Origin of the sequence: Serpentinimonas raichei (assembly GCF_000828895.1) — a bacterium.
GTDB lineage: Bacteria > Pseudomonadota > Gammaproteobacteria > Burkholderiales > Burkholderiaceae_C > Serpentinimonas > Serpentinimonas raichei.
Window position 1 is genome coordinate 194,743 of record NZ_AP014568.1, and the last position, 11,731, is coordinate 206,473.

At 64.3% G+C, this 11,731-nt stretch carries 12 protein-coding genes and 1 pseudogene; 1 reads left to right on the forward strand and 12 read right to left on the reverse strand.

The features are described from left to right. Positions 1 to 13: 13 nt before the first annotated feature. The 5 genes and pseudogenes from SRAA_RS12565 to SRAA_RS00920 all read right to left on the reverse strand — a co-directional run bounded on the left by SRAA_RS12565 (position 14) and on the right by SRAA_RS00920 (position 3,818). Entirely contained in the window at positions 14 to 154 is a 141-nt protein-coding gene (locus SRAA_RS12565) for a hypothetical protein (protein ID WP_171820205.1), read from the reverse strand. Positions 155 to 276: 122 nt separating this feature from the next. Continuing rightward, the gene (locus tag SRAA_RS00905) at positions 277 to 996 is read right to left on the reverse strand and encodes a Fic family protein (protein ID WP_197538512.1); all 720 of its coding nucleotides are present in this window, start codon (positions 994 to 996) and stop codon (positions 277 to 279) included. Positions 997 to 1,096: 100 nt separating this feature from the next. After that, a pseudogene (locus SRAA_RS00910) lies at positions 1,097 to 2,384 on the reverse strand (ISL3-like element ISPpu12 family transposase). A gap of 21 nt (positions 2,385 to 2,405) precedes the next feature. After that, on the reverse strand, positions 2,406 to 2,918 hold the full coding sequence (gene lspA, locus SRAA_RS00915; RefSeq protein ID WP_016915550.1) for a signal peptidase II: 513 nt from the start codon (positions 2,916 to 2,918) through the stop codon (positions 2,406 to 2,408). A 3-nt stretch (positions 2,919 to 2,921) separates the two neighbouring features. Further along, positions 2,922 to 3,818: a cation efflux transmembrane domain-containing protein gene (locus SRAA_RS00920; protein WP_045533006.1), complete on the reverse strand. Its 897-nt coding sequence runs from the start codon at positions 3,816 to 3,818 to the stop codon at positions 2,922 to 2,924. Between the two features lie 95 nt (positions 3,819 to 3,913). Here SRAA_RS00920 and cadR point away from each other — a divergent pair, with 95 nt between their 5' ends. Further along, entirely contained in the window at positions 3,914 to 4,321 is a 408-nt protein-coding gene (gene cadR / locus SRAA_RS00925; protein ID WP_045530413.1) for a Cd(II)/Pb(II)-responsive transcriptional regulator, read from the forward strand. Between the two features lie 81 nt (positions 4,322 to 4,402). Here the strand turns inward: cadR and SRAA_RS00930 are convergent, their stop codons facing one another. From SRAA_RS00930 to SRAA_RS00960, 7 genes are all read right to left on the reverse strand, one after another. Then, a complete protein-coding gene (locus SRAA_RS00930; protein WP_045530415.1) occupies positions 4,403 to 4,915 on the reverse strand; it encodes an AlbA family DNA-binding domain-containing protein in 513 nt (170 codons plus the stop codon). Between the two features lie 82 nt (positions 4,916 to 4,997). Further along, positions 4,998 to 5,432: a CoA-binding protein gene (locus tag SRAA_RS00935; protein ID WP_045530417.1), complete on the reverse strand. Its 435-nt coding sequence runs from the start codon at positions 5,430 to 5,432 to the stop codon at positions 4,998 to 5,000. Further along, entirely contained in the window at positions 5,429 to 5,827 is a 399-nt protein-coding gene (locus SRAA_RS00940; RefSeq protein WP_045530419.1) for a rhodanese-like domain-containing protein, read from the reverse strand. The genes SRAA_RS00935 and SRAA_RS00940 overlap by 4 nt, the downstream gene beginning before the upstream one ends. Positions 5,828 to 5,834: 7 nt before the next feature. Next, positions 5,835 to 8,000: a protein-disulfide reductase DsbD family protein gene (locus tag SRAA_RS00945; protein WP_045533007.1), complete on the reverse strand. Its 2,166-nt coding sequence runs from the start codon at positions 7,998 to 8,000 to the stop codon at positions 5,835 to 5,837. A gap of 114 nt (positions 8,001 to 8,114) precedes the next feature. Continuing rightward, positions 8,115 to 8,810, reverse strand: a complete 696-nt coding sequence (locus SRAA_RS00950) for a response regulator (RefSeq protein ID WP_045530421.1) — start codon at positions 8,808 to 8,810, stop codon at positions 8,115 to 8,117. A gap of 41 nt (positions 8,811 to 8,851) precedes the next feature. Continuing rightward, positions 8,852 to 11,119, reverse strand: a complete 2,268-nt coding sequence (locus tag SRAA_RS00955) for a sensor histidine kinase (protein WP_045530423.1) — start codon at positions 11,117 to 11,119, stop codon at positions 8,852 to 8,854. A gap of 5 nt (positions 11,120 to 11,124) precedes the next feature. Continuing rightward, complete coding sequence (locus SRAA_RS00960) at positions 11,125 to 11,691, reverse strand: DUF4390 domain-containing protein (protein ID WP_052467430.1); 567 nt, start codon at positions 11,689 to 11,691, stop codon at positions 11,125 to 11,127. Positions 11,692 to 11,731 lie beyond the last annotated feature (40 nt).

The following is an 11,731-nucleotide window of genomic DNA, read 5'->3' on the forward strand; positions in this document are numbered from 1 at the left end:
GTGGCGCTCGGCCCTAGGCGAAAACACCCTCACCATCGACCACTTGCAGCAGCGCCACCAGGGGCAGGCCACCTTTGGCCACTTCGTCGGGCGGCTGCGGCGCGGGCAATTTGAGCCGGTGCTGGCGCAAAACGCAGATTACGGCATCTGGCACGAGCTTGGGCCCCAGCCTTGATCCAGGTCAATGCCTCAGCAGCCTTGTCGCCTCGGCCAATCAAGCCGTGGTCAGCACAGCATCCGCGGTCTGCCCCCGGCTTCTCCGGTTTCTCCGGTTTCTCACCGGTCTCTCAGCCAGCGTTGCCCAAGGGGCGTCCTCCGGTAGCGCTGCTTGCTGCTGCGTGGTGTTTCGGGTCGGGTCATTTCCACCAGACCAGAATCGAGCGCCGGCAATAGGTAAGCTTGCCGAAAATGCTTTTCGTCCTTCAGTCCCAGGGCTTGCTGCAATCCTGTTCGTGACAACGCTTCCTGCAAGGCCAACACGACCCGCCCAACTTCGGGGGTGACTTCGGGGGTGACTTCGGGGGTGACTTCGGGGGTAACTTCGGGAGGTATCGTACGGACCAGGGGATGAACGGGCAATCGGATCACGAACGAAAGTCGATCCTCATCCGATTCAAACAGCGGCGCGGGCGAGCCATTTGCAGCCATCACCTTGAGGATTTTCGGGATGCCTGTCGAGCGGCCCTCGGTCAGATCAAGCTCCTTCAAGAATTCACCGATGCGCCGGTTGCGGTAGCGGCGGCTGACCGCACGCCCCGCCTGAAAGTCCTCGAGCCGGATCGACCGATCCGGTCCGGGGAAGCTCAAGATGACCAGTTCTTCGTTGCTTATGCGCACCTCGATGGGTTCGCGCTCTTCGTAGGATCGGTGATAGACCGCATTGACCAAGGCCTCCTTGAGGGCGGCATAAGGGAAGTTCCAGACGCGCGTGGCTTCGGCCCGGTCCGGGTGCTTGATAATCGTCTCGCGCAGGTAGTTGCGCTGGATATAGCTCAAGGCCTCGCGGGTCATCCGGGCCAGCGGACCCTTGAAAATCTTGGGTATACGGATTTAATGGTTGATGGGGCACCTTCACCCCATCAATCTGATACCACCCTCAGATGGTTGATAGATCGACTCCGTAGTTGAGTTCCTCTGCGAAGTCCGGCAGTCCGTAACCGATGGTTTTCTTGTAGAAAGGAGAGACCTTCGCAGTCGGTGCCTTCTTCTTGTGCTTCGTGGTGTAGAGCATTCGTGCCCGCATCACCTCGAAGGAGTAACCGCGCCCTTCACGGTTCTTGTCCTTGGCCAGTCGGTTGATGGACTCCGTGTAAGCGTTGGTGACGGGCATGTCCGTCTCGAAGTAGGTCATGGTCTCTTCGCGCCAGTTTCCCACTGCCCTGACCAGATCGCTCCAGACTTCCTTTTGGCCCTTCGGGATGGTGGCTATCCACTCGTCCAGGGCGGCTTCTGCCTGGAGCCGTGTGGTGGCGTCCCAGATGCCGTAGAAGCGCTCCTTGTGCTCGTAGGCGGCCAGCAGTTGCGGGAACGCGCCTGTCCAGGTCTCCATGATGAGGCGCTCCCGGTCTGAGACTTCGTGAGCGCGTTTCAGCAGGATTTTCCGGTCTCCCTTGAGTCCGGCTCTGGGACGGTTTCAGCTCCTTTCTGAGGCCCTTGCGCACTCTCTCTAGGGCATCGTTGGCCATGCGCACCACATGGAACTTATCGACCACGATACGGGCCTGGGGCAGCACAGCCTTGACCGCTGCCCGGTAGGGGTTCCACATGTCCATGCTGACGATCTCGACCTTCTGCCGGTCTTTCAGCTTCATTAGGTAGTTGGTCACCACGTCCTGGCGGCGGGTGGCCAGCAGGTCGAGCAGGGTTCGCTCCTCAATGTTGGTCAGAATGCAGCGGTAGCGCTTGTTCAGGTATAGCTCGTCAATGCCCAGGATGCGGGGCGTCTCGAAGCGGTGCCAGCGCCCCAGCAACTCGGCGCGGGCGTTGAAGATGTCGCGCACCGTCTTCTCGTCCAGGCCGGTCTGTGCCGCCACAAAGGTGTAGGGGTGGTTGAAGGATTCCTTCTCCACGTACTCATGCAGCCGCAGTGTCATACGGAATCCGTCCACCATCTCCGGTAGCTGGGGCCTGAATGTTGTCTTGCAGGCCCGGCAGGTGTATCGGCGGCGGACCACCCAGAGAGTGACCCGCTTGCCGTGGATGGGCAGATCACGATAGGGAACGTCACGCTTGCCGAACCGTACGAACTCACCCTGCACGCCGCATTCCTCGCAGGCGATGGGATCGGGCACGTCCACCTGGAAGTGCATTTCGTCGTCGGTTGATTTGCAGCCCAGTACTTGGTATTGCGGCAGGTGAAGGATGTTGTCGGGAAGTTCGGTCATGGTGTTGTATAGGCGTAGGTGTCAGTCAGATCCATCCGGCTCGGCATTGGTGTTTGCTTTTTTACCCAACAAGCTGCTGGAAACGAAAAGTAAGGCACCGAGGACAATTGCAATATCAGCCAGGTTGAAGGCCGGCCAATGCCAGTCTCGCCAATAGAAATCAAAGGAATCCACAACATAGCCGCGAAAGACCCGGTCAATCAGGTTGCCCATGGCGCCACCGAGGATAAGACTGTAAGCGATGGCTTCTCCTTTATGACGATTTTCAAGGATCAGCTTGATCAGAAAAATCGAGACCACTACCGCGATTCCGATAAAAAAGTAGCGCTGCCAGCCTCCACCATTCGCAAAAAGACTGAATGCGGCACCGGTATTCCATACGTGTACCCAGTTAAAGAATGAGGTCACTGAAATAGACTCGCCATATGCCATTGATTGTTGCACCAGCCATTTTACGGCCTGATCAGACGCTGCCAGCAGGCCCGATATGGACAATAGGGCATACGGCGAGAGCTTTTTGCCAATAATGAGCATTATTTAACCCTTCAACGCCAAAATGCGTCTAGCACCGTTAAGTACAATGACCCCCACGATGGTGCCGATAATCAGATCCGGATAATTGGACCCGGTCCACGCGACCAGAGCGCCGGCGGTGATGACCCCCAGGTTGATCACCACGTCGTTGGCCGAGAATATCCAGCTTGCCTTCATGTGCGCCCCGCCCTCCCGATGTTTGGATATGAGCAGCAGACAGGCGGTATTGGCAATCAATGAGACGAAGGCGATGGCTATCATCACCAGCCATTCAGGCTCACTACCGAAAACAAAGCGTCGCACCACCTCGACGAGTACGCCGATAGCCAAAATCAGTTGCAGTACCCCTGCCAGATGCGCGGCACGTACCTGCATTTTCGCACTGCGCCCTACGGCATAGAGAGCCAGGCCATAGACGGCTGCATCGGCAAACATATCCAGGGAATCAGCGATCAGGCCGGTAGACTGGGCGATCAGACCGGCAGTCATTCCCACCACGAACATGATCGCATTGATACCGAGCAACACGCGCAGAGTGCCTGACTCCTGCGTAGCAGAGACTGCCGAGCTCTCAGCGGCCTTGATCGTCTCTGGGTCGGCAATGACGGTTTCCTGAAGAGAGGCGCCTAGCCCCAAGGTCGCCAGTTTCGCGGTAATGGGCTCAGCCTCGCCGTCATGCACGACCTTCAACCGGCGGTTCGACAAGTCGAAGGACAGTGCCCGAATCTCCTCAAAGCCGTTCAGGGCTAGGCGAATCATTCGTTCTTCTGATGGACAGTCCATCTTCGGCACGGCATAAACACTGACCCATCTCCCTGGCGCCTCGGAGGAGGCCTGTATATCGGTATCCGCTGCGGACGTTGCATCACCGCCACAGGCGCCACCACAGGATTTGCTCATGATACGACTCCACTTGAACAATGTTGTGGTACCATTTTAAACTATAAAGCTACTATAAGGTCAATAGAGTAAAGAATCCGTTGGGGAGGAGGCTGATGCGCATTGGTCAGTTGGCGCAGTTGGTAGGGGTCGAAACACAGACGATCCGCTTCTATGAACAGCAGGGCTTGTTGCCGCCGCCTGGTCGGCAGGAGAACGGTTACCGTGTCTATACCGAGAAGCATGGTGAGGGGCTGGCCTTCATCCGTCGCTGCAGAATCCTGGGCCTGTCACTGGCTGAGATTCACGAACTACAGAGCTATCAGGACGACCCTCATCAGCCTTGTACCGCCGTCAACGCCTTGCTCGATGATCACATCTCTCATGTGCGGTCGCAGATAACCGCTCTGCAAGCGCTTGAGAAACAACTCGTTTCACTGAGAGCGAGTTGCAACGATGACCGGAAAGTTGAGGCGTGTGGGGTTCTTGCTGGAATTAGCGAAGGAAACATGCACCAGCAGTAGGTGAAGCATCAACCAGATAATCCGATGAGATGCCGGTCTGTCTCACTCTCATGCAAAGGTAAGATCAACCATTTAATCCGCTTACCCGCGGTCGTCAAACGGTACCTTGGCCGTCAGACTCAACAGCTCCTGCTCGGAGTCGCCCTTGGCCTCAACGGTACTGCTGTAGCGACGAATGTAATACCGCCAAACCTTGTGCTTGGCAGTCACCGACTCCGGTGCTTTGTAGGGCCGGGTCTGACCGCCCGGTGCCCATAGCACGATCAACTTGCGACCCTCAAGCTCCTCGATGCTCAGCACAGGAAAGTACGGCGGCTGTATCAACTGGCAGCGGGCCAGCAGTTCCCGCTGAATTTTGTCGAGCTGGTTATCGGCCAGCCCCGCCGGCGGGAACACCGGTTGGCCGTTGGCATCACAATCTTGGCCGATCACCACATAACCGCCGCCGAGGTTTTCGAAGTCGTTGGCGAAGGCGCACACGGTGCGGATGATCGGGTCCGGATTCCATCCGGCTTTGTACTCGATGCGCTCGCCCTCGACTGTGCGCTGACGCAGCAGGTCGGTGAGGCTGATGGGGAGTTTGCTCACGTTCATTTCGTGCGGTCTGCTGCGCCTTGGGCAAGGCCTACACATATTTCAGGGGATGCGTCGCGTCCGCAGGCAAGTTCGTTGCGGATTAACCCGACCCCAGCAGCCGCTGGTGCTCGATCTTGATGCAGCGCTCGCGCACCACCTGCAACCCGGCGGCGGCGGCGCGGGCCTCGGCCTCGGGGTGCGCCACGCCCAGTTGCAGCCACAGCGTGGCGGCCCCGAGCGCGATGGCAGACTCGGCCAGTGGCGGCACTTGGTCGCTTTGGCGAAACACATCCACGATGTCCAGCCGCAGCCCCTCGGCCGCCAAGGCGGCGGCGGCATGCTCTAGGCTGGCGTGGCAGGGCTGGCCCAGAATAGTCTGCCCAGCCGCGACCGGGTTCACCGGCAGCACCCGGTAACCCTGCTGCAACAGGTACTGCGCCACCTGATGGCTGGGCCGCTCCGGCTGCGGCGAAAGCCCCACCACGGCCACGGTGTGGCTGTGGCGCAGCAAGGCGCTCAGTTCGGTGTCGTTCATGGCCGCACCATCGGCCAGCCGCGCCGCGCCCAGGCGCTCATGCCACCTTCGACGAAGCGCACGTGCGTGAGGCCGGCGGCGTGCAGTTGCTCGGCCACGCGCGCCGAGCGGTTTTGGGTGTTGCAGATCAGCAGCAGCGGCTGGGCCGGGTCGCGTGGCAGCTCGTTGATGCGGCTGGCCAGTTGCGACATGGGCAGCAGCACCATGCCCGGGGCCACGCCGTGCGCGTGCTCCGAGGGCTCGCGGATATCGACCAGCACGGCGCGGCCGGATTCGAGCAGCGCACGGCCTTCGTCCAGGCTCACTTGCATGGCGGGGTTGGCGGAGGAGCAGGCGTTCAAGGTCATGATGCTGAGGGCCAGCAAGGCCGCTTTGAGGAAAGTTGAGATGGGCATGAGGGATTCAAAGTTGCGCCAGCGCGGCGCGCAGTTCTTCTACGGTCAGGATTTCCGACAGCAGCAGCGGCGCACGCCCCGGTGCATGCAGCACATAGACCGGGATGCTGTTGCGCCCCAGCCGCGCCAGCGAGGCGGTCACGGCCGGGTCGCGCAGCGTCCAGTCGGCGCGCAGCAGCACCACCTTGCGCGCCGCCACGTCTTGCAAAAAACGTTCGTCGGCCAGCGCGTTGTGCTTGTTGTAGAGGCAGCTCACGCACCAGGCGGCGGTGTAATCGATGAACACCGTGCGCCCTTGCGCCAGCAGCTCGGCCTCGCGCTGCGGGCTCCAAGCCTCCCAGTACAGCCCGGCGACGGCGGTCGGGGTGCCGCGCTCGGCACCGGCGCTGCTGGAGGTGTTGGAGGTGCTGGGTTGTGCGTGCAGCATGGGGCCCAGCAGCCACAGCCCGCCCAAGAGCGCCAGCAGCGCCAGCGGGGCCATCCAGCGCCGCATCAGGCCGCCCCGGCCCACGGCCCACAGCAGCCAGGCCAGCAGCAGCAGCAGCATGAGCAGGCCCGCAGCGGCGTCGATGCCCCCCTGATGGCCCAGCACCCACAGCAGCCAGACCACGGTCGCCAGCATGGGGAAGGCCAGCCACTGGCGCAGCGTTTCCATCCACGCCCCAGGGCGCGGCAGGGCGCGCACCAGCGCCGGCACCCAGGTGGCGGCCAGGTAGGGCAGCGCCATGCCCAAACCGAGCGCGGCAAACACCGCCAGCGCCTGCGCCGGGGCCAGCGTGACCGCCAGCCCGAGCGCCGCCCCCATGAAGGGCGCGGTGCAGGGCGAGGCCACGGCCGTGGCCAGCACCCCGGTGAGGAAGGAGTCGGCGTTGGGGTTGCGCACGCGCAGGCTGGCCAGCGCGCTGGGCAGCATCGGGCCAAACTGGAACAGACCGGCCAGATTCAGCCCGATCAGGGTAAAGAGGGCCGCCAGCGCCGCCACCACGGCCGGGTTTTGTAACTGAAAACCCCAGCCCAGTTGCTCGCCCGCCGCGCGCAGCCCCAGCAGCAGCGCGCCCAGCGCCAGAAACGAGAGCACCACACCGGCGGTGTAGGCCAGTCCGCCCAGGCGCAGGCGGCGCCGGTCTTGGGCGTGCTGCGAAAACGACAGCACCTTGAGCGCCAGCACCGGGAACACGCAGGGCATGAGGTTGAGGATCATGCCGCCGATCAAGGCCCCGAGCAGCGCCGCCCACAGCGTCAGGCCCGGAGCCGGGGCGGCCGCGCGCGCCGCCTCGGCGGCCAAGGCCGCAGCCAGCGCGTCCGAGACCCCGGTCGGGGCCGCCACGGCAGGCCAGCCGCCGGGTACCGGCAGCTCCATGCGCACCCCGGCCGCCCCCGGCGGCGGGTCGGCCAGCGCCAGCACCAGCGGCAGTTGCTCGGGTGAGGCGGAGCGAAAGGGGTTGAGCGGGATGCTGGCGTGCCAGACCCCGCCCTCCCAGCGCTGCTGCCAGGCGGCACCGGGCTGGATCAGGGCGCCGATTTCGGGGAAAAACTCCAGCGCCCGCCCCTGCCACGCCGCAGGCAAGCCGTGCAGCGTGGCTTGCAGCGCCTGCTCACCCACCACCAACTGGCTGGCCCCGGCCGGCAGCGCCACCGGGCGCGCGCCCCAGGCGGCCTCGAACGCCGCCGCGTGCGCCACCGTGGCCATTTGCGCCGGAATGCGCACCTGAAAGCGTGCCTCTTGCGGGATGCACTCCTCGCGGCAGATCAGCCAAGTGGCCAGCACCTCAAGCTCCAGCGCCGCCGCCGCAAAACCCGGCCGCACCTCGAGCGGGATCGGCAGCAGCACCGTGTCTTTGTAGCCGTAGTTGGCCAGCTCACCGAGCGGAAATTTGCGCGGCGTCGGCCATGCAATGGCCCCGGGCACCACGTGGCCCGGCAACTGCCACTCGAATTCGGTCGGCAAGCCAGAGTCGCCGGGGTTTTTCCAGTAGCTGTGCCAGCCCGGTGCGTGCTCGATCTGCAAACCCAGCCACAGCGGCTGCCCCGGCGCCACGCCCTGCGGCGCATGGACCAGCAGCGACGTGCGCGATTCCGGCGTGAGCACGGGGGCCGAAACCTGTGCGCCAGCCAACGGCACGCCCAGCCCGAGGCAGGCGCCCAGCAGAAAAACCCAGAAAATTTTGAACATGCGCAGCAGTGTAAACACCCACGGATAGTGAGCCGGCGCCCGGGGGTAAAGTTCCCGTACCCCCTGGGGCTTATCGCCAATGGCCGGCTGGGCGAACCGGGGCGCCAGCCGGCGCTACTCGACCTCGCGCTTGGGCTTGCTCAAATCCACCCCCAGTTGCTTGAGTTTGCGGTACAGGTGGGTGCGTTCGAGCCCGGTTTTTTCGGCCACGCGGGTCATGGAGCCGTTTTCTTGGCTCAGGTGAAATTCGAAATAGGCCTTTTCGAAGGCGTCGCGGGCCTCGCGCAAGGGCGCCTCAAACGTGAAGCGCTGCAGGCCCGGCGCCTCATCGGGCAATCGGCCGGCTGCCTGCGGGGGTGCTGCGGCTTCTGGGCTCGACACCGGCGCGCAGATGCCCCCCACCCCGGTCGCGCTGGTAGGCTTGCCCGGCGGCGCCGAGCGGGTCTGGGCCCGGCTCAGCCCCTTCTCCACCGTTTGCAGCAGTTTTTGCAGGGTGATGGGCTTTTCCAGGAAGGCCATGGCCCCGATGCGGGTCGCCTCCACCGCCGTCTCGATGGTGGCGTGACCGCTCATCATGATCACGGGCATGGTGAGCAAGCCAGTCGCGGCCCATTCCTTGAGCAGGGTCACGCCGTCGGTGTCGGGCATCCAGATGTCGAGCAACACCAAGTCCGGGCAGCCGGCTTGCCGCAATTCACGCGCCCGGCTGGCGTTTTCGGCCAGCTCCACCGCATGCCCCTCGTCGTTCAAAATTTCGAACAACAACTCGCGTATGCCGAGCTCGTCGTCAACCACCAAGATGTTTGCCATGCTGCCCCGCTAGTCTTCCCGTGCCATGCCCAATTTTGTTGCTAATTTGCAACCCGCAATGATAGCGAGACTTGCGCCCCACCCTGGCCGTCCCCATCTTCCCATTGGCCGATGTCGATGCGGCCGCCGTGTTCGTCGATGATTTTTTTCACCACCGCCAGCCCCAAGCCGGTGCCCTTGACCTTGGTCGTGACGTAAGGCTCGAAGGCGCGCTTGAGGATGGCCTCGGAAAAGCCCGGCCCGTGGTCCAGCACCTGCAGCCGCACCCAGCGCCCGCCTTCAGAGGCGCGGCTGCGCAGCAGCACCGCCGGCGCACCGGGCGGGGTGGCGTCCTGCGCGTTTTGCACCAGATTGTGGACCACCTGGCGCAGTTGCTGGGCGTCGGCCAGCACCGGCGGCAGGCCGGCCTGCAAGTCGAGCTGCACCGGCACCTCGGCGGCCTCGTAGAGCGCCACGATGTCGCGCACATGGGTGTTGAGGTCGAGCGGCTCCAGTTGCGCGGCCGGCAGGCGGGCGTAGTCGCGGAATTCGTTCACCAGCCGCTTCATGGCATCGACCTGATCGACGATGGTCTTGACCGATTTGTCGAGCAAGGCGCGCTCGCTGCCCTCGAGCTTGGGTTGCAGCTTCATGGCCAGCCGCTCGGCGGCGAGCTGGATCGGGGTGAGCGGGTTTTTGATCTCGTGCGCCAGCCGCCGCGCCACCTCGGCCCAGGCCTGGGCGCGCTGGGCCGAGATGATTTCCGAGACGTCATCGAACACCAGCAACTGCTCACCGCTGGGCAGCAAGGCGCCACGGGCGATCAGGGTCAGACCCGGGCGCTGGCTTTCAGAGGGGGCGGTGGCGCCCACGCCGGGGTGCAAATCCACCGATTGCTGCCAATGCTGGCCTTCTTGCTGCGCCGGATCGGCCAAGAAACGGTCGAACTGCTGCTGCACAAATTCGGCAAAGCCGTGCAGGCCGGGCACGGCCTGCATGCCCTGGCCGATGTATTCGGCCATCGGCGCGCGCAAGATGCGCGTGGCACCGGGGTTGGCGCTCACCAGGCGCTGCCGCGCATCCAACACCACCACCCCGGCGCTGAGGTTGTCGAGCAGGGTTTGCAAGTTGGCGCGTGCGGCATCGACTTGGCCGATGCTGCGCTGCACCGCCAGGCGCGCATCCAGCAGCTCTTGCGTCATGTGGGCAAAGGTGCGCGTCAGGCCGGCCAGCTCGTCTTTGGCGGGCAGGGCTTGCTTGGGCGTGAGGTCGCCGCGCGCCACGTCGCGCATGCCCTCGGCCAGCACCAGCAGCGGGCGCATCAGTTGCTGGCCCAGCAGCAGCGCCAGCAACACGGCGCCGAAGGTGGCCAAAAACAGCGCCAGCGTGAGGGTGCCGATGTACATGCTGCGCAAGCCGTCGCGCGCCAGCGCACGCTCCTGGTACTCGCGGTTGGCCAGTTGCACCGACAAGGCGTCGGCCACCAAGGCCGCTGGCAGGGCCGAAGTGACTTGCAAAAAACGCGGCTCCTGCCCGATGCCAAAACCGTGCGGCTCCACCAACACCAGCACGCGCACGCGGGGCAGTTGCGCGCGCGTCAGTCCCAGCACCTGCTGCGGGTCGGTCAGCGTTTCGAGCTCTTCCAGGCCCTCGATGCGGGTCAGCACGCGCTCGCTGCGAACCTGGCGCAGCAGGGCCGATGTGGGCGCAGGGGGCAGCAGATCAAAGCGCGATTCCCCCGCCGAGCCGATGGCGCGCCCGGCGGCGTTCCACAACACCACGTCATCGGCTTGCATCTGGGCCCGCAGGCCCTCAAGGCTGAGCGCGGCCATCACATCGCTTTGCTCGCCCAGCATCAGGGCGCCGCTGCGCGACTTGGACGCCAGATCGGCCGCCAGGGTGTCGAGCGTGGTGCGCCCCAAATTGAGCCCAGCGCTGAGCGCCGTTTCGACGCGCACGTCGAACCAGGTTTCGATCGAGCGCGATACGAACTGGTACGACACCACGTAGATCAGCAGACCGGGCAAAAAGCCGACCAGGGCAAAAATGGCCGCCAGCTTGACCTGCAAACGGCTGCCAAAGCGCTTGCGGCGCCAGCGGCTGGCGAGTTTGAAAGCCAGCCACAGCAGCAGCAAGCCCAGCAGGCTGGCCACGCCCACATTGAGCCAGACCAGATAGACGTAGCCCTCGGCCTCGAAGGCGCGGTGGTCGGTGGCCACGGTGAGCAAAAAAAACAGCACCAGCACCACCCCGCCGACGATCACCAGCAGCAGCGCCGCCAGCCAGCGCTGGGTGGCCGCGCTCAAGGGCCGGGCGGTGCCTGCATTCATGGGGCTCAATCGCTGCCCGCAGGCACACGCAGGGTTTGGCGGTACCACACCGACCAGCCATCGTTTTGTGGCGCCACGAGCTGGAACGGACGCGGCAACAGCCGGTCGTCGAGCCGGAATTCGAACTCGACCCGCAAGGCACTGCCGTGGGGCAGCTCGTCGGCGGCCAGCAAGCGCCAGCGCGAGACCGAGGTGGCCGCCGCCATGGCGTCGGCAAAGCTGTCAAGGTTCTGGTGCAGCGCGGTGCCCAGCGCCGCCTCGTTGACCGGCCCCGTGGTGACGCTGACACGCCAGCGCCGCGTCAGGGGCTGGTAGGCCACGCGCACCACGCGCTGCACCGACACCAGGTACTCAGCCGTCCAGTACCAGCGCGGGCGCCGCACCTCGGCCAGCCAGACAAAATGCACCGGCACCCCGCGCAGCAGCACGGATTCGAGGTCGGGCGGCAGCTCGGGGACCAGGCGTGCGCTCAGGCGCAAGCCCTCGGCGTCGCGCAGCAGCTCGACCGGGCCGCTGGCCCAACTGCCACCGGCCAAGCCCAGGCAGAGCAGGCCCAACAGCCACTGCAGCACGCTGGGCCAAGCCCGCGCCGCCTGCTTGCATGGCAGCGGC